An 18,156-nucleotide genomic window follows, 5' to 3' on the forward strand; every position below is an offset into this window, starting at 1 on the left:
ACTCCAGCCGATGCCAAGAAGCTAGCCATCCATCCGAAAAGGAGCCGATCATGTTCAAGCCCGGTCACCTGAACCGTACTAATGCTCCTGGCACGCCCGGAGTCCCGGAATACAACATTGATGTCTTCTATGAAGTCCGCCGCGACCCGAAGGAAGGCATGCTGATGCACTTCAAGATGGACGGAGCGGTATCAGGTAAAAGCTTTACTGAAGAATTCGATATGCACCGCGACACGGCCTTCAATTTTGCCAGTCACGTGGCCAAGGCTGCGGCCAGGCATGGCGTGCCCACCAGTGCCAGTCTCATCATGCGCGGGCACAAGGAATACGACGCGATGTTCGAGGATATTCGCGACAAACTCGGCGTCAAACCGGGCGATCCAGTCGATCTGGATAACGTTGAAAAGGACCGTCGCTGAGTGACACCAATACCACTCAGTGCGCCGCGTCCTGCCGACCCGCACCCTCCACCGGATGGATCACGAGGTAGCTCTCGACGGCATCGTCGATGGTTGGAAAGAACGCCGATTCGCCAAGCCGTGCAAACAGCCCGAATCGCTTCAGTTTGTCCTTGACCGGGTCTTTCATCTCGGCCACGCACAACTTGATGCCCGCTGCGTGCAAGGTGTCGTCCAGTTCAGCCAACACGTCGGCAGAGGTCACGTCCACACTGGTGACGGGTTCGGCCGCAACGATCAACCAGCGCACGGGCGTTGGCGATGTTGCCACTGCGTCGAGCACTCGCGCATTGAACAGTTCGGCGTTGGCGAAAAACAACGGCGCATCCCAGCGAAACAGCACCAGGCCGGGGATAAGGCTGGCGTCGGGATAACGCTGGATGTCGTGGTAGCCCTTGACCCCCTTGGCTTGCCCCAGCACCGCGGAATAAGGCCGCCAGCCATCCCACAGAAATTCGATGACGGCGATCACGATGGCCAGCCCGATGCCCTCGATCGCACCGAACACAGCTACGCCTACGGTACAGACGATCGACAGCCAGAACTCCCAGCGCTGGATGCGATAAATGCGTCGCAGGTCGGAGACTTCAATCAGGCCGATGGCCGCCGCGATCACGACCGCTGCCAGTGCGCTGCTGGGCAAGCTCTGCAACAGGTTCGGCGCAACCATCAGCAATAAGGCCACTGCCAACGCGCCGACAACCCCGGTCAACTGGGTTTTGGAGCCTGCGGCTTCGGCCACGGGGGTACGTGAAGAACTGCTGCTGATCGGAAAGCCCTGGAAAAATCCCGCCGCCAGATTGGCAAGACCAAGCCCCGCCATCTCCTGGTTAGGATCGACATAGGTACGGGTCCGTGCCGCATAGACACGCGAGAGCACGCTGGTGTCGGCGAACGATACCAGGGCGACGGCGAAACCGCCGATAAGCACGGGGACCATATCGGCACGGGTGATCCAGGGGATGGCGAACGCAGGTAAACCTTGTGGAAGAACACCGAGGACCGACACCCCCGCACGCGCGGCAAGGTCCAGCACACCTACGGCAACGGTCGCACCTGCCACGGCGATCAAGATGCCCGGCACGCGCTTGAAGCGCTTGAGCAGCAGGATCACAACCAAGGTGGCTGCGCCGATCGTGAACGCGGCCCAGTTGGTCTTTCCTTCCATCACCCCGGTGACGATGGCCCAAATGTTTCTCAGCGGGCCGTGGGACTCAATCGAAAAACCGAAAAACTTGGGCAATTGGCTGATCAATACGGTCAACGCGATGCCGTTCATGTACCCGTAGCGGATCGGTTTGGACAGCAACTCCGTAATAAAACCCAAACGCATGATGCCCGCCAGGATGCACACGGCGCCTGAAACGATCGCCATCATGCTCGCAAGGGCGATGGCGCGCTGCGGGTCACCGCCCGACAGGGGCAGGACGACCGCCAGGATAACGGCGGCCAGCGAGGAATCCGGGCCCAGCACCAGAATCCGGCTAGGCCCGAACAATGCGTAAGCGATTAGCGGAACGATGGTCGCGTAGAGGCCATAGATGCCGGGGACGCCCGATGCCACGGCGTAGGCGATGCCGACGGGCACCAACATCGTGGTGAGCACCAGCCCGGCCATTATGTCGTGACGCAACCAGGCAATCTGGTACCCGCGCAACGTGCGAAGCCCAGGCATCCAGCGGCCCCAGCCGGTTTCGTCGCCGGTATTGCGGCGTGCAATCCGGCCCGGTTCCGGGACGGGTGGCGAAGCGTCCGAATCGCTCATAGAACTGTGCCCTATAGGTAGACAGCGCAGATTCGCTTACATGTGCCCGTCAGAATTTTTCGGGAACCCTTCGGTGCGGATAACCCGGGTCGCGATAGCCGGCTGGCTTCTGCCGTTTGGGCAATATCACCTCCTCGCGCGCTACTTCCTTGTACGGGATACGACTGAGCAAATCGCTGATGATGTTAAGGCGCGCGCGCCGCTTGTCGTTGGAGTTGGCCACCAGCCATGGGGCGTGATCGGTGTCGGTGGACTTGAACATGTCGTCACGCGCGCGTGAATAGTCATACCAGCGGCTGTAGGACTTGAGATCCATGGGGGTCAGTTTCCAGATTTTGCGCCCATCCTTGATGCGCTCTTGAAGCCGACGGGTCTGCTCGTCTTCGCTGACTTCCAGCCAATACTTGAGCAGGATCACGCCCGAGGCGACGATTGCACGCTCCACCAGAGGCGTTGTCTTCAGGAAACTGGCAACCTGCTCTTTGGTGCAAAACCCCATCACACGCTCGACGCCCGCCCGGTTGTACCAACTGCGATCGAAGATCACCACTTCGCCCGCCGCAGGCAGGTACGGCAGGTAACGCTGGATATACATCTGGCTTTTCTCTCGCTCACTCGGCGCCGTCAGCGCCACCACCCGAAAGACACGCGGGCTGACGCGCTCGGTGATCGCCTTGATCGTTCCGCCCTTGCCAGCGCCATCGCGCCCCTCGAAGACGATGCAGACCTTGATGCCCTTGGCTTTTACCCACTCCTGTAACTTGACCAGTTCGACGTGCAGGGTGCGCAGTTGCTCAAGGTAATCCTTGCCCTTCAGTTTCGGGCTTTCAGCAGATTGACTCTTGGGGGCTTTTTTCTTGTCCTTTGCCATGATCGAGACCTCACCAATAAACAGCGTAGGGTTGCAATCTGCTCATCCGCCGAGCGCGATGATTGCGGTGATGAGAACGGCCCCGGTAACTGCCGTCGCCAGACCGCCTTGCCACGGTTTTGCGCCGGCGTACTTCGAGAGCATCCAGCCGGCGATGAACAGCACTCCGAGACCGACCAGGTTAGACAGGCGCACGGCGAGCGCTGTCTGGTCGAGCAACAGAAACGGCACGACAAGCGGGAATGTCGATAACACCACCAACAGGAAAACGCCGACAGCGCCCCTGAAATCATCCCAACCGAGGCGCGGCTGTGCCGGCATGGATGAATAATCGACCAGGCGGCGACGCAACGACTCCAGCTCTTCAGGGCCGGCCGCTGCGGCGAGACGCGCGGGTAACGCCTCAGCAATGAGCGCTTGCCCGGCAGCGGCATCCTTCGCCCCGAGCAGGTTGGTGCGAAGCGTACGGTTGCGTGTGCGCTCGATCAGGGTTCGCAGTAAATACATCACGGCGTCCGCGAGGCCCCAGGCGAGGTTGCAACCCAGCGCGGCGATCATCATCGTCCGTTCCGCCTCCTGGCCAGACGTGGCCACGCTGATGGTCCCGGTGAAGGTCATTGCCATGAGCAGGCCGAAGATGACCTCCGTGACACGATCGACCGGATCAAGTACACGGGCCCGTTTTTGCTCGTCAGTGCTTTGCATGCGCTCATCCTCGCCACGGCGGCTGCGTCAGCGTGGTCCTGGTTTTCAGCCGTGCCAGGATGGCCTGAACCCTGCATCCGCAAGCACACCGGACAGCTTAGTTCAGACTTTAGCTCTCACAACGGAATGCATCGACAACGACTAAACTTTTGCGATTGAACCTTGTTTCCAAGGAGATCTCTGTGAGCGCCGCGCCCCTGTCCGAACTCGATGCCGCCCTGCCCGGCCTGGCCCGCAAGATCCGCGTGCTGGAGGCCCTGGCCTGGCCGGATGGGGTCGAGGAAGTATTCCTGGCACGTTGGCGCGCCGGGCAGGCAGAACTGCCCAAGGTCGAGCTGAGCCCGCGTGACCACAGCGCCGACATCGCCGCCCTCGAAGCCTTTATCGGCCGCTGCGATGAGGGCCATCCGGCCGGGCGTCACCTCGCCATGACGGCGCGCAGCTATGCCACGGCGGGGCACATGCTCGGTGCCATCGGCACACCGGCCTTTACTCAGTATTCGTCAGCGCTGTACCGGCGCCCGGACTTCTACTATTCACGCCTGAAACTGAGCATGCTGGACGCGGCCCAATTCTTCCTCAAGACCACCGATGCCCTTCTGGGCGGCGCGCGGATTCCACCGAGCCCGGCCGACATCCCGGCCGATGTCTTCGCCGCCTGGATGCAGCCGGAACTGGACCGCTTCTTCGGACCCGGACGGATCAGCGTCGTGCTCGATCCGACACTGGCCGCCAAGGCCATCGCCGGGGCCAGTCGCATCCGCCTGCGTTCCAGCGCGCTGTTCTCGGAACTGGACAAGAACCAGCTGTTGCAACATGAGGCCTTCGTGCATGTCGCCACGGCACAAAACGGCGCGCTGCAACCCAACCTGAAAAGCCTGGGCCTTGGGGCGCCACGCACGACCCAGACCCAAGAGGGCATCGCCACCCTGGCCGAGCTGTTCACCGGCAGCATGGACATCAACCGCCTGCGCCGCCTCGCCCTGCGCGTACTCGCGGTCCAGCAGGCGCTGGATGGCGCCGATTTCATTCAGGTATTCGAAGGTTTTCTCGCCGCTGGTCAGTCACAGGAAGAGTCCTTCCGCTCGACCCAACGGGTTTTCCGCGGCGCCGACCTGCGCGGTGGTTCGGCGTTCACCAAGGATGCCGCCTACCTGACCGGTTTGCTCGGCGTGCATACCCTGCTGCGCATCGCGATCCGCGACAACCGGCCGGAACTGGTGGGCCATCTGTTCGCCGGGCGCCTCAGCCTGGGGGATACCGTGCGCCTGGCGCCACTTTTCGAGTCCGGCTGGCTCAAGGGGCCGGTTCATGTTCCGGCCTGGGCCTCCGATCTGCGTCTGCTCGCCGCCAACCTGGCGTTCTCCGCTTTTATTTCCCGAATCAAGCTGGATGTACTCGATCTGGAGGTGCTCATGGCCTTCGCCGATGAGCATGAAGCCGATGCCAGCGCCTAGCGTTTAAAGGGAAAACCGCCGAAACAAACGCTCTGCATCAGTTATTTATACTCAAATGCCAGCTTAATAATATTTTACCGATACCAGGGTGATCCCTAGTCTTGACCCCAAGAAATGGCAGGCCGTTACCGACCTAAATCCAACTTCGAAGGGTATAGAGATGACCACTGAAAAAATAAAAACAGATACGCTGATTGTTGGCGCCGGTCAGGCTGGCGTGGCCATGAGTGAACACCTGAGCAAACTCGGCGTGCCGCACCTGGTGCTGGAGCGCAACCGTATCGCCGAGCGCTGGCGCACCGGGCGCTGGGATTCGTTGGTGGCCAACGGTCCGGCCTGGCACGACCGTTTTCCCGGCCTCGATTTCGACGACCTCAGCCCCGACGACTTTGCCCCGAAAGAGCGGGTCGCCGACTATTTCGAAGCCTATGCCAAGAAATTCAACGCCCCGATCCGCACAGGCGTGGACGTGCTGAAGGTTGAGCGCAATGTCGGTCGCCCGGGCTTCACCATTGAAACCTCCGAAGGCGTGATCGAGGCCAACCGCGTGGTGGCTGCCACCGGGCCATTCCAGCGCCCCGTCATCCCACCAATCGCGCCGAAAGATCAGCCATTCCTGCAGATCCACTCCGCCGACTATCGCAACCCGGCGCAACTGCCCGAAGGCGCGGTTCTGGTGGTCGGTGCCGGTTCGTCGGGCGTGCAAATCGCCGATGAATTGCAGCGAGCCGGCAAGAAGGTTTACCTCTCGGTCGGCGCCCACGACCGCCCTCCCCGCGCTTATCGCAACCGTGATTTCTGCTGGTGGCTGGGTGTGCTCGGCGAATGGGATCAAGCGGCCATGAAGCCCGGCCGGGAACACGTGACCATCGCGGTCAGCGGTGCACACGGCGGCCGCACGGTGGACTTCCGTGGGCTGGCTCATCGCGGCATGACTTTGGTCGGTCTGACCCAATCGTTCAACGGCGGCGTAGCGACTTTTCAACCGAACCTTGCCGAGAACCTGGCGCGCGGCGACGAGAACTATCTGGCGCTGCTCAACGCGGCTGACGCCTATATCGAGCGCAATGGTCTGGACCTGCCGGAAGAACCTGAAGCGCGCATTACCTTTTCCGATCCGGAGTGCGTGACCAACCCGATTCTTCAGCTCGACCTGGCCAAGGCCGGCGTGACCTCGATCATCTGGGCCACCGGTTTTGCCACGGATTACAGCTGGCTCAAGGTTGATGCCTTCGACGACAACGGCAAACCGGCGCATCAGCGCGGCGTGTCGAGCGAGCCCGGCGTGTATTTCCTCGGCCTGCCATGGCAGTCGCGGCGCGGGTCTTCGTTCATCTGGGGCGTTTGGCACGACGCCAAGTACGTGGCTGATCACATCGCCATCCAGCGTTCCTACCTCGACTACCACGATGCCGCGCAACGTGAGGCAGAAGCCGTCCCGGTCGCCCACAAAACAACGGTCAGTGCTTAATTTTCTTTTTCAGGAGCTTCAAATGTCCACGCCAACCCATACCCGTATTCGCATGTTCAACACCAAGGAAACCTACCCGAACCAGAGCCTGGACAATGACCTGTGCCAAGCCGTCCGGGCCGGCAACACCGTTTATGTTCGCGGTCAGGTCGGCACTGATTTCGAAGGCAACCTGGTGGGCCTCGGTGATCCGCGAGCGCAAACCGAACAAGCCATGCGCAACGTCAAACAGCTGCTGGAAGAAGCCGGCAGCGACCTTAGTCACATCGTTAAAACCACCACTTACCTGATCGATCCGCGTTATCGCGAGCCGGTGTATCAGGAAGTGGGCAAGTGGCTCAAAGGGGTGTTTCCGATTTCGACCGGGTTGGTGGTGTCGGCGTTGGGCCAGCCGCAGTGGTTGATGGAGATTGATGTGATTGCGGTGATTCCTGAGTAAGCAGGTTTACCGAGTCGCGGCCATCGCAGGCAAGCCAGCTCCCACAGGTTATTCGTCGTACACAAATTTTGTGGCCACCGAAGATCCTCTGTAGGAGTGAGCCTGCTCGCGATGGCGTCCGCACAGACACCTCATTCGCCAAGGCAATCCAAGGAGCAAAACCCATGACCTTCTCCATCGCCGCCCGTTGCCCCGAAACCGGTCAGTTCGGCATTGCGATCAGTTCCTCCAGCATCGCCGTCGGCGCCCGTTGCCCCTGGCTGCTGCCGGGTGTCGGCGCCGTCTCTACGCAAAACATCACCCTGCCATCGCTCGGCCCGGAAGTCCTTGCCCTCATGGAACAAGGCCTCGCGCCTGCTGAAGCACTGGACAAAGTCCTGACCCGCAACGGCTACAGCCAATACCGCCAGATCACAGCGATCGACCATCTCGGCCGCACCGCGCACTTCAGCGGCGCGCAAACCTTGGGCAACCACAATGCCGTGTCCGGCGACCAATGCGTCGCTGCCGGCAACATGCTGGCGGACCGATCAGTGATCGAGGCCATGGTCGAGGCGTTCGAGCATGGCGAAGGCCAACTGACCGACCGCCTGCTCGCGGCCATGAAAGCGGCCATCGCAGCGGGCGGCGAAGCCGGGCCGGTGCATTCGGCGGCGGTGGTGGTGGTCGGCGAACTGACCTGGCCGATCATCAACCTGCGGGTGGACTGGGCGGATCACGATCCAATCGGCCAGCTTGAGAAACTCTGGGACGCCTATCGCCCACAGGTTCAGGACTACATCGACCGCGCCCTCGCCCCTGACAAGTCCCCTGGCTACGGCGTCGCCGGAGACGACCGATGAGCAACAGCCTCGATTTGCTAAAAACGTTGGTGGCGTTCGACACCACGAGCCGCGAATCAAACCTGCACCTCATCGAGTTTGTCCGCGACTACCTTGAATGCTTCGACGTGCCTTGCGAACTGGTCTACAACGAGCAGCGCAGCAAGGCCAACCTGTTCGCCACCATTGGCCCGACGGACCGGCCGGGCATCGTGCTGTCGGGGCATACCGACGTGGTGCCCGTCGACGGCCAGCCGTGGACCGTTGCGCCGTTCGAACTCACCGAGCGCGACGGCAAGTTGTACGGGCGCGGTACGGCGGACATGAAAGGCTACATCGCCTGCGTGCTCGCCCTGGTCCCGTCGCTGGTGAAATCCACACTACGGCTGCCGGTGCACATCGCACTTTCCTATGATGAGGAAGTCGGTTGCCTCGGTGTGCGTTCGTTGCTGTCGAAACTGGAAAAGCGCCCGGTCAAACCGATGCTCTGCATCATTGGCGAACCGACCGAGCTCAAACCGGTGCTGGGCCATAAAGGCAAACTGGCGATGCGCTGCGACATTCACGGTGAAGCGTGCCATTCGGCGTACGCGCCGCTTGGGGTCAATGCCATCGAGTACGCCGCTGAACTGATCGGTGAACTGGGACGGATTGGCAACCGGCTCAAAGCGCCCGAGCATCACGATACGCGTTTCGATCCGCCGTTCAGCACGGTGCAAACCGGCGTGATTTCCGGTGGCAAGGCCTTGAACATCGTCCCCGCCGATTGCGGATTCGACTTCGAAATCCGCGCCCTGCCCTCGCATGATCCAAGCGAAGTTGCGCAGGAGCTGAAGGCCTACGCCGAACAGCAGGTGTTGCCGCGCATGCGTGCCGTGAGTGAACAGAGTGAAATTCGCTTCAGCGAGTTGTCGGCGTATCCTGGGTTGGCGACCGATGCGCACAGTGAAGCGGCTGAGTTGATTGCAGCGTTCTCCGGCTCCCGAGAGTTCGGAACGGTAGCGTTCGGCACCGAGGGCGGCCTGTTCGACGCAGCAGGCATTCCCACCGTCGTCTGCGGCCCCGGCAGCATGGATCAAGGCCACAAACCCGACGAATTCGTCAGCCTCGAACAACTCACCGCCTGCGACGCCATGCTGCTACGAATGCTGCAATCGATCTGCTAACCCAATCTCTGTAGCAGCTGGCGAAGCCTGCGTTCGGCTGCGCAGCAGTCGTAAAATCCAACGACGCGGTACCTCAGGAAAACCGCGTGCGCAGGGTTTACGACTGCTTCGCAGCCGAACGCAGGCTTCGCCAGCTGCTACAAGTTTGCGACCGGCAAGCCCCATCCGGCGGGCTTGCGTTTGCGCGTGGGCGCCGTAATACCAGCCTCTACAGCCACCCCAACCGACATACATTTTTTAGCGTCTATACCCACAAACTTACTAATTTATCTCTCACTCCCCACCGCACATCATCAACTCCAACAAGAAAAGCGTCGCCCCCGTGTGGCGCTCACCGAAGTACGTCCACGTACTCAAATTGCCTTGGAGTCCGTCATGGTTACCGCAGCAACAACCTCCGCCCCGCTCATCGAAAAACACACCATCGGCTACGTGCCGCCCGAAGATCGTCACGGCAAGACAAGGGACCTGTTCACCCTCTGGTTCGGCGGCAACATCGCGCCGTTGCCCATCGTCACCGGCGCCCTCGGCGTGCAAATGTTCCACCTGAACCTGGTGTGGGGCATCGTCGCCATCCTCGTTGGCCACCTGGTCGGCGGCGTGCTGATGGCGCTGCACTCGGCGCAGGGCCCGCAGATGGGCATTCCGCAAATGATCCAGAGCCGCGCCCAGTTCGGCTCGCTCGGCGCACTGCTGGTGGTGCTGATCGCCGGCATCATGTACATCGGCTTCTTCGCCTCCAACATCGTCCTCGCCGGCAAATCCCTGCACGGCGTGGTCGACAGCGTGCCCGTGCCGGTCGGCATCGTCATCGGCGCCCTCGGTTCGGGCATCATCGGCATCATCGGCTACCGCTTCATCCACGTGCTTAACCGCATCGGCACCTGGGTGCTCGGCGCCGGCATCGTGCTGGGCTTCGGCTACATCTTCACCCACGTGCAGACCGCCGACTTCCTCACCCGCGGCAGCTTCAACATCTCCGGCTGGCTGGCCACCGTCTCCCTCGCCGCGCTCTGGCAAATCGCCTTCGCGCCCTACGTCTCCGACTACTCGCGCTACCTGCCGGCCAACGTGCCCGTGGCCGCAACGTTCTGGACCACCTACCTGGGCACCGTGCTCGGCTCCAGCCTCTCGTTCATCTTCGGCGCCGTTGCCGTCCTCGCCACACCCGTGGGCATGGACACCATGGACGCCGTCAAACTCGCCACCGGCTCCATCGGCCCACTGATGCTCGTGCTGTTCCTGCTCAGCGTCATCAGCCACAACGCCCTCAACCTCTACGGCGCCGTACTGTCGCTGATCACCCTGGTCCAAACCTTCGCCTACCGCTGGATCCCAACCGCCAAAAGCCGCGCCGTCCTCTCCATCATCGTCCTCGGCGCCTGCTGCTTCGCCGCTGTCGGCGCATCCGCCAACTTCATCGGCCACTTCGTCGACATGGTGCTGGTGCTGCTCGTCGTACTGGTGCCGTGGACCGCGATCAACCTGATCGACTTCTACGCGATTCATAAAGGTCAGTACGACATCAACTCGATCTTCAAGGTCGATGGCGGGATCTATGGCCGGTACAACCCGCAGGCGTTGTTGGCGTATGCGATCGGGATTGTGGTGCAGATTCCGTTTATGAATACGCCGCTGTATGTCGGGCCGATTTCCGAGCACATCAATGGGGCAGACCTGTCCTGGCTAGTCGGCCTGCTGATCACCTCCCCGCTCTACTACTGGCTAGCCAACCGCGACACAGCCTACAAACGCCGCCTCTCAACCGGAAAACTGGCCAACTCGATCTAACTACCCCCCAATCCCCTGTGGGAGCGAGCCTGCTCGCGATGAGGCCCTGACAGTCAATATTGATTTGCCTGACAGGCCACCATCGCGAGCAACCCTGCTTACATATCTCCCGCACCCCTCCAAAATTAAATGAACCCTGCCCACCACGACTCACCTAACTGAATGACTATCAGGAGGGTGACCAATGCAAACCGAAACCATCTGGATCGTACTCGCCGCAATTCTCGTAGTGATCGAGTTATGGGCAATCAACAAAGTGCGAAAAGCCGAAGGCAAATCCAGCAACAAACTCGTATGGATGGTGGTGATCGTGTTTGTACCGCTGTTCGGGCTGATAGCGTGGGCACTGGCGGGACCGAAACACACCGATCCCAACCCGCATTCACCGCAGGCCAGACAATGACGTGGGATGCTGTGCGGTAAGGATTTTTGGAACTGCGCAATCGCAAAAAACAAAGCCCCGATGATTCGGGGCTTTTTCGTTTCTGACTTTCCGTTTGGAGCTGGAGAAGACCTTGCCCGATTAATCTTCAGCTCCGAAAATCTCGTAGGAAACCACCTTCTGTGGCGAGGGAGCTTGCTCCCGCTGGGTGGCGAAGCCGCCCCAAACCCTGCCAAATTTTTAAACATCACCCAAACCCGGTAGCAGCTGGCGAAGCCTGCGTTCGGCTGCGCAGCAGCCGTAAATCCAGCAAACAAGATTGATCTGACACCAAACAACTTCTGAATCCACAACTGCCAAAGAGCCAATTGTAGCCTCGACGATCAACCACAAAAACCGACCTGTCGTCCTACACACCCATTTGCAGACGCCAAAACCGCCGCTTATAGTTCGCCCCGTCGCTGACAGCAGTTAGCGGCAGGGATTCGCAGCCCTAAAAAGAAGACACCAAGTACCGTCAGCCACAACACAGCCGATTTCCGACTGAGAATTGGTTATGACGGATGTGATTCATCTTTCTAGGACTAAAACCATGACGACCCAAAACCCGCCTCGCCGCTTCACCCCAATGTCCCAATTCGCCACCGACTACCCCGTCCTGCTCATCGACAGCGACGCCCCACTCCGCGAACTCCACAACTGCGTCAGCGAACGCCTCAGCGCCGTCCTCAAGTACCTCAACCTCATGGCCTGCACCAGCCTCCCCGACTACGCCGAAAACGACATCAACACCGTCACCAACATCGCCCGGATCATGGTCCAGGATGTGAGCGATGTGTTTCGGGTGATTGAGCAGCGTGGGTTTGATGTACCAAAGAGTCAGTGATCAGAGTTGAGTCGTAAAAAAACCCGCACTGAGTAGCGGGTTTTTTGTTTTGTTCTGGCCTGTCGAGTTACCGAGAGGATTGTCTTCTCTACTAGCACAGCGCGAACACAATATCGTCTCTTTAAGCGCCGTCCTATTTGGCAGCCAGCACTCATGTTAATATGCCATCACTTTTTCGATGAAGTACACCCGCATGGATGCCACGCCCCACCCCTTCAGCCTTTTTTCACTGCTTACCGCTGCCTTGATCCTCTCTGGATGCCAAGCGACAAAGCCCGCGTCCGCTCAAATCACAACACCTGAGGCCCAGCCGGGCTTTGCGGTTTTCAACAGTGTGATGTTCGAGACACCCGAGCCGAACTCGATCGTGCGCGAGGGAGACCGGATCACCTATGTAGTAGCTTCGTCCCCAAGTCCGGAACGCCACTATCTGGCACGTTTCGACGCCAACTGCAGCCAGCCTGATGCGCAAATGGCTTACCGCAGCAAAGAGGGAATGTCGCTATTCGCCGCCAACCCGCGGGGGCGTTCGGTTGAATCCTGGCAATTGCCTGCTGAACAAAAGAGCCAGTACCTGCAAAGTGCGCAGTTGAAGCAGGTGTGTGCCCAGACAACACCTCCTCAATGGCGCGTGTTCTCGGCACCCGAGCATCAGGATTGGCAGATGATCGACCGCAGCAGCCTGAAAGTAATAGGTGATGAGGTCACTTTCTGGACGGCTCGGGTACTACCCGGCGAGATGTTGGTGCCCGGTGGAAAAGTCTTGTATGGGCAGGTACGCCAGCGGTGGACGGCCAACTGCGCCCTGCAACAACTGACCGAGTTAAGCCGTTTCTACCTTGATACTCACAGTCGTGTGCTCGCTGGAAACATGCAGAAAGATCTTAAAGCCATCGGCCTGCAAAGCCTCGGAGTCGATGAGCGTCAGCTGGTTCAGGTGGCCTGTGGCAAACCGCAGTCGCTGGACCAATACAAACAATTTGAAGGGCGTGAGCAGTCGCTTTTCGAATTACCGGCCCCCGTCGTTGCCGCCCCGGTGTTGAAAGCCATCGAGGCATTGAATATGCCCAAACCGGAGAAAAGCATTCAGCACCTGCGCCGGGTGTTCAAGGATAACTCCGTGCCAAGACAGTATTCAGATGACACCGTGCGATTCATGGGGCGTGACTCGAAATATCTTTCTGGCGAGGCGGGCAATCAACTGACGGAGCGTTTTAAAAAGCAAGGAAGTCAGTGGGTCAAAGCCACTTTCCGAGGCCTGATTGACTTGGCTGAAAGTAAGTACAGAACTCGTGCAGTTGAGATAACGATCGAGAAAAAGGCGCTGACGAACCTCAGCTTCCAAGGCGATTGGGCGAACATGCCGGTCGGCGCACTCCTGCGATACACGGCGCAGGAAATGCTGGTTCAATCCACCAACGGCGGGAAAGGTCCCAGAACCTTGGTGCAGGTCGACGACAGATACAGCTGTGAGGTGCAGTCGCAGAAACCCGCCAGCACGTATCACCCGAGTTTGACCGGGACTGCCAAGGTACTCAGTTGCACAAGAGATGCCTACCAATACAGCACCGACATTTACGTCTACCTCGAAGCGTATGGAATGTTTGTGCCGTTCCAATACGTCACGCGGAACGTGCAGGGCGAATGGACGATTGAGGTGGTGGAATCTTGAGTTGGCTGGCCATTAGCCCCAATAGAACCGTTGAAGTGGAAGCACAATCTGCTTCCGCGTTTTCACATCAATGCCAACACCCGGCAAGGAACGCACATGAATTTCTTTAAGAAGCTTCTCGACTCACTAAGAAGCCCTGTCACCCAAGACCTCCAGGCCGAACCGCAAATCGAGGTATTCCAGAAACTGGTGGCTTTCGGTGAGTTGAACGAGGCTGAAGCGGCCAATCTGGCGGCGCGACTCGCCGGCGAAGCGTGCCTGGATCGTCATTGGCGCTCTGTCGGCACGGTGGAGCGGGACGTCATTGCCTATATGATCAGTCCGAGTTTCAGGGGTGGCCCTGACTGGCCCTCGACTCGTCAGGCTTACCGGGTGGTTCGCCGTGGTGACTCGATACTCCTTGCCACCGATGGCCTGTCGGATCCATTCGATGGAGTTGAAGGGATGGGCAATGGTTTCGAGATGGAGTTGTTCATGGAAACAGCTGACATACCCGAGCACGCACGTGGTTCACTCGGTGAGGTCGATCCATTAACAAACAGCTGGGCATTCGAACTGTTGGAGCACGTTGCCAAAACGGTGGCCGACGCTGGAGGAGTCACTGAACGGCTCGATAAGTACAGTACGTTATCTCTCGAAATTCCCGGGTTCAGCCTGTCGCACCATATGAGTGATCAACTCCCCAAGAGCTTCGTGACCGAGGACGACTGTACCGGCGTCCTGCTGGGAGCGCTGGAACCGGATTTCCCGACCCGACTGGATGACATGCCGTTATCTCCGGTCAGGTTGGTTTCGATGGTATTGATCACCGCATCGGAGCTTGAATATGTCCGATCGGGTGGGCGAGCAGCACGCGAAGATCTGGTCAGCCGTTTGAAGGTCGCCGGCATCGGACATATGAGCAATCTGAATCGTGCTAGCGTTGTGTGAAAACCGAACGGTCGCTTTCATGTGCACGAAAAACAGTGACAGATCTATTTATTAATAGATCTGTCACCTTTTCTCTAGGGATCGTTTGCGCCGAAACAGCTTTGGCTTAAATTGCTTTTTCTTCTGGCCTAGAGGCCAAACGTGCCTTCGCTTGAAATGCACGAACTGCGGAACTAAAGAACACATAGCTAGCGAATGCCAATAACAGGCCAGCAATGAGCGTAAACACGACAGCACCTTTGGTGTTGGTGGTGAAAGCTGGGACAGCAGCCATCAGCAGCATTAGAGCGCTCAGGGCGCAAAAGATGGCCAAGAGATTACCGGCAACCCTACTACCCCGAAAAACGAAGAAGAACAGGACGCCAGTAAGTGCAGCGCGCCCTGCAACCGTTGGCGTGAAGTCAACTATCAGCTGCCAAGCGAGGTATGACAGGTAGGCGACTGCTACAAGAACGAGAGGAAGAGGAGCTCTGATTTTCATCACTGATAACCATTGATTAGGTGGTAGAAAAGTTACTTTAACTTCTAAAGCAAAATCAATTAACGCCTGCGGCCCGGCTTCCAGACATAGTGAGAAAAAACAAACACGGCACATGCAAAAGTAAAAAATACAACTCCAATAGCACCCCAATGAGGCAATTCACTCAAAAATTTAATCTTATCTATCTGAGGAATAAAAATTATGGTCCCAATTGAAGCGCCGATGAAGATTGCTATCCTGGAAGCTCGCACACTGATATACCTGCCGTTCAACGTCTCATCGAGCTCCATTTTCTGCAACCTTGGAACGTAGTAGCGCAAGCCGAGAAAGCAAAGAACCGCGTAAATTGCAAGCCCTACAGCATAGAAGTGTGTGTCTTCCAGGGTTATTACCTGCATCAACCCCAACATAAGTATCGCGGAATAAAACGCTGCACAGGCGAAGACCATGGGCCATGCCCAGAGGTAATAGCGAACTTTTCGAATATCCATCAACACATAATCCATCATGAGTACAACTTTCAAAACCTTCAGGGCCCTGCATCCAATGCAGGGAAACACTGAAACAGTTAACTAATTAGAAGTTAGCTGGGGTATTCGCACTAATAATCTCCGCCTCATCCGCCCCAATATTCCGAAACCGATGCGGCAACGTCGTCGGAAAGTAATACCCATCCCCAGCATTCAACACACTAATCTGCCCATCAACCGTCAGCTCAACCGTCCCCCGCGTAACCAGCCCACACTCCTCCCCTTCCGAATGCACAATCGGCTCTTCCCCCGAGCTCGCCCCCGGCGCGTACTGTTCGCGCAACAAGCGCATCTGCCGACTCGGCACCGAAGCGCCAATCAGCAGCAACCGCAGCCCATGCCGGCCGAGATCCGGCTGTTCATTGGCGCGGAACACGTATTGATGTTCACGCGGCGGCTGATCAAAGGTGAAGAAGTCCGCCAAAGACATAGGTATGCCTTCGAGCAGTTTTTTCAGGGAGCTGACGGAGGGACTGACGCGATTTTGTTCGATCAGGGAGATGGTGGCATTGGTGACGCCGCTACGCCGGGCCAGCTCGCGCTGGGAGAGTTTGTAGCTTTCGCGTACTAATTTGAGTCGTGAGCCCGTGTCCATGACAGCCTTATGCGAAGAATACTTAAGGGTTATGGGGGTGGATGGCGGGCGACTTTTGGCCGCGAAAAACACCGCTTCCCTGTCCCGGAAATTTGAAAGGCGGGTATTAAATCACGTTTGGTGGTGTTGCTCAGCAGGTTCGATAAATGGTTGGGTAAAAAGGTTGTTTTGTCCTGAAGTCGGGTGGTTTGGCTGTGAAAAGTGTAGGTGCGATTGCTGTGTGTCAGTTGGGATTGATAGTGACTGGTATGGCCTCATCGCGAGCAGGCTCGCTCCTACAGGGGATCTGTGGCGACCACAAAATCTGTGATCGACCGGGACCAACCTGTGGGAGTGAGCCTGCTCGCGATGGCGGTGTGTCAGGCGACATCAATGTTGACTGTGCCGCCGTCATCGCGAGCAAGCTCGCTCCCACAGGTATTGTGTCGGTTAGATGCCGAAACGGTCACGCAGTGCGTAGTACGCGGCGCCCATGGCGGTAAGGGGGGCCTGGAAGGTGCGGCCGCCGATCATCGGCATGTGCGGTAGCGAAGCGAAGGCATCGAAGCGTTCGGCGTCGCCGCGGATCATTTCCGAGATCAGTTTGCCGGCCAGGTGCGAGCAGGTGACGCCGTGGCCGCTGTAGCCTTGCATGTAGTAGGCGTTTTTCTCGATGCGGCCGAATTGCGGCATGCGTGACATGGTCAGCAGGAAGTTGCCGGTCCAGCGGTAGTCGATTTTTACGTCCTTCAGTTGCGGGAAGGTTTTGAGGATTTTCGGCTTGATCAGTTGTTCGATGTCGTCCGGTTCGCGGGCGCCATAGACCACGCCGCCGCCGTACAGCAAGCGGTTGTCGGCGGTGAGGCGGTAGTAGTCGAGCAGGTAGTTGCAGTCTTCGACGCAGTAGTTGTTTTTGATCAGGCTGCGCGCAACCTTTTCGGACAACGGTTCGGTGACGACAATTTGCGAGCCGCACGGCATGCTTTTGCTGGTCACGCGATTGTCGAGGCCCTGCGGCAGGTAGGCGTTGCCGGCGATCAGCAGGTATTTGGCGCGGACCACGCCTTTGGCGGTGCGTACGGTGATCGGTTCGCCGTAGGTGATTTCCACCGCGGCCGATTGTTCGTAGATTTTGCCGCCCAGGCCGATGATGGCCGAGGCTTCGCCGAGGGCCAGGTTCAGCGGGTGGATGTGGCCGCCCTGCAGGTCGAGCAGGCCGCCGACGTAGGCGTCGGAACCGACTTCGCGCTTGATGTCGGCCGTGTCGAGCATTTTCAGGTTCTTGTTGCCGTAGCGCTCCCAGCTCTTCTTCTGCTCGGCCAGGCCTTTGAGTTGCTTCTTGTTCATCGCGGCAAAGATGCCACCCGGCTTGTAGTCGCACTGGATGTCGTAGTGTTGTATGCGCTGACGGATGATGTCGGCGCCTTCGAAAATCATGCTGCCGAGGACTTCGGCGGTTTTGTCGCCGTAGCGTTCTTCGATGACATCGACATCGCGGCTGTAGGAGTTGACCAGTTGGCCGCCGTTGCGACCGCTGGCGCCGAAACCGACTTTGGCGGCTTCGAGCACGGTCACGCTGTAGCCGGCTTCGGCGAGGAACAGCGCCGAGGACAAACCGGTGTAGCCGGCGCCGATGATGCAGACGTCGCAGTCCACCGCTTGTTCGAGCACCGGGAAGTCGCCGGTGAAGTTGCGGGTGGCGGCGTAGTAGCTGTTTACATGTGTTTGCTTCATAAAATTCTCCGATGGCCGCTGGC

General features: G+C 58.7%; 18 protein-coding genes. 11 read left to right on the forward strand and 7 right to left on the reverse strand.

Annotated features, from left to right (window positions below; translation table 11 throughout):
* Positions 1–50 precede the first annotated feature (50 nt).
* A complete protein-coding gene (locus ABH912_RS07370; RefSeq protein WP_033054409.1) occupies positions 51–419 on the forward strand; it encodes a DUF5064 family protein in 369 nt (122 codons plus the stop codon).
* A 16-nt stretch (positions 420–435) separates the two neighbouring features.
* Here the strand turns inward: ABH912_RS07370 and ABH912_RS07375 are convergent, their stop codons facing one another.
* From ABH912_RS07375 to ABH912_RS07385, 3 genes are read right to left on the reverse strand one after another with little or no spacing between them, the layout of a single operon-like run.
* Positions 436–2,223 (reverse strand): SulP family inorganic anion transporter, encoded by a 1,788-nt coding sequence (locus tag ABH912_RS07375; protein ID WP_429510227.1) that lies wholly within the window; start codon positions 2,221–2,223, stop codon positions 436–438.
* Between the two features lie 49 nt (positions 2,224–2,272).
* On the reverse strand, positions 2,273–3,094 hold the full coding sequence (gene ppk2, locus ABH912_RS07380) for a polyphosphate kinase 2 (protein ID WP_429510228.1): 822 nt from the start codon (positions 3,092–3,094) through the stop codon (positions 2,273–2,275).
* A 42-nt stretch (positions 3,095–3,136) separates the two neighbouring features.
* Positions 3,137–3,799, reverse strand: a complete 663-nt coding sequence (locus ABH912_RS07385) for a hypothetical protein (RefSeq protein ID WP_033054406.1) — start codon at positions 3,797–3,799, stop codon at positions 3,137–3,139.
* Between the two features lie 182 nt (positions 3,800–3,981).
* Here ABH912_RS07385 and ABH912_RS07390 point away from each other — a divergent pair, with 182 nt between their 5' ends.
* The 10 genes from ABH912_RS07390 (at position 3,982) to ABH912_RS07435 (ending at position 14,814) form a co-directional block, all read left to right on the forward strand.
* Positions 3,982–5,256: a flavohemoglobin expression-modulating QEGLA motif protein gene (locus ABH912_RS07390; RefSeq protein WP_429510229.1), complete on the forward strand. Its 1,275-nt coding sequence runs from the start codon at positions 3,982–3,984 to the stop codon at positions 5,254–5,256.
* A 160-nt stretch (positions 5,257–5,416) separates the two neighbouring features.
* A complete protein-coding gene (locus tag ABH912_RS07395; protein ID WP_033054402.1) occupies positions 5,417–6,727 on the forward strand; it encodes a flavin-containing monooxygenase in 1,311 nt (436 codons plus the stop codon).
* Between the two features lie 22 nt (positions 6,728–6,749).
* Positions 6,750–7,166 (forward strand): RidA family protein, encoded by a 417-nt coding sequence (locus ABH912_RS07400; RefSeq protein ID WP_008027166.1) that lies wholly within the window; start codon positions 6,750–6,752, stop codon positions 7,164–7,166.
* Between the two features lie 164 nt (positions 7,167–7,330).
* Positions 7,331–8,008, forward strand: a complete 678-nt coding sequence (locus ABH912_RS07405; RefSeq protein WP_033054400.1) for a DUF1028 domain-containing protein — start codon at positions 7,331–7,333, stop codon at positions 8,006–8,008.
* Positions 8,005–9,153, forward strand: coding sequence for an acetylornithine deacetylase (gene argE / locus ABH912_RS07410; protein ID WP_429510230.1), 1,149 nt, complete (start codon positions 8,005–8,007; stop codon positions 9,151–9,153). The genes ABH912_RS07405 and argE overlap by 4 nt, the downstream gene beginning before the upstream one ends.
* A 375-nt stretch (positions 9,154–9,528) precedes the next feature.
* On the forward strand, positions 9,529–10,944 hold the full coding sequence (locus tag ABH912_RS07415) for a purine-cytosine permease family protein (RefSeq protein WP_429510231.1): 1,416 nt from the start codon (positions 9,529–9,531) through the stop codon (positions 10,942–10,944).
* A 184-nt stretch (positions 10,945–11,128) separates the two neighbouring features.
* Positions 11,129–11,347 carry a PLD nuclease N-terminal domain-containing protein gene (locus tag ABH912_RS07420; RefSeq protein WP_033056456.1) on the forward strand — a complete coding sequence of 73 codons (219 nt, stop codon included), beginning with the start codon at positions 11,129–11,131 and terminating at the stop codon, positions 11,345–11,347.
* A gap of 571 nt (positions 11,348–11,918) precedes the next feature.
* Positions 11,919–12,212: a hypothetical protein gene (locus tag ABH912_RS07425; RefSeq protein WP_033056458.1), complete on the forward strand. Its 294-nt coding sequence runs from the start codon at positions 11,919–11,921 to the stop codon at positions 12,210–12,212.
* 193 nt (positions 12,213–12,405) lie between these two features.
* Positions 12,406–13,884, forward strand: a complete 1,479-nt coding sequence (locus tag ABH912_RS07430) for a hypothetical protein (protein ID WP_033056459.1) — start codon at positions 12,406–12,408, stop codon at positions 13,882–13,884.
* 96 nt (positions 13,885–13,980) lie between these two features.
* Positions 13,981–14,814, forward strand: a complete 834-nt coding sequence (locus ABH912_RS07435) for a suppressor of fused domain protein (RefSeq protein WP_033056460.1) — start codon at positions 13,981–13,983, stop codon at positions 14,812–14,814.
* 106 nt (positions 14,815–14,920) lie between these two features.
* Here ABH912_RS07435 and ABH912_RS07440 read toward each other — a convergent pair whose 3' ends face one another.
* The 4 genes from ABH912_RS07440 to ABH912_RS07455 all read right to left on the reverse strand — a co-directional run bounded on the left by ABH912_RS07440 (position 14,921) and on the right by ABH912_RS07455 (position 18,133).
* Positions 14,921–15,295: a hypothetical protein gene (locus tag ABH912_RS07440; protein WP_033056461.1), complete on the reverse strand. Its 375-nt coding sequence runs from the start codon at positions 15,293–15,295 to the stop codon at positions 14,921–14,923.
* A gap of 59 nt (positions 15,296–15,354) precedes the next feature.
* Positions 15,355–15,786, reverse strand: a complete 432-nt coding sequence (locus ABH912_RS07445; protein WP_197281733.1) for a hypothetical protein — start codon at positions 15,784–15,786, stop codon at positions 15,355–15,357.
* A gap of 85 nt (positions 15,787–15,871) precedes the next feature.
* On the reverse strand, positions 15,872–16,420 hold the full coding sequence (locus ABH912_RS07450) for a cupin domain-containing protein (RefSeq protein WP_007895886.1): 549 nt from the start codon (positions 16,418–16,420) through the stop codon (positions 15,872–15,874).
* Positions 16,421–16,849: 429 nt separating this feature from the next.
* Positions 16,850–18,133: an NAD(P)/FAD-dependent oxidoreductase gene (locus ABH912_RS07455; protein WP_033056464.1), complete on the reverse strand. Its 1,284-nt coding sequence runs from the start codon at positions 18,131–18,133 to the stop codon at positions 16,850–16,852.
* Positions 18,134–18,156 lie beyond the last annotated feature (23 nt).

It is taken from the genome of Pseudomonas sp. BT76 TE3572, assembly GCF_050435365.1.
In the GTDB taxonomy this organism is placed as follows: Bacteria; Pseudomonadota; Gammaproteobacteria; order Pseudomonadales; family Pseudomonadaceae; genus Aquipseudomonas; species Aquipseudomonas fluorescens_W.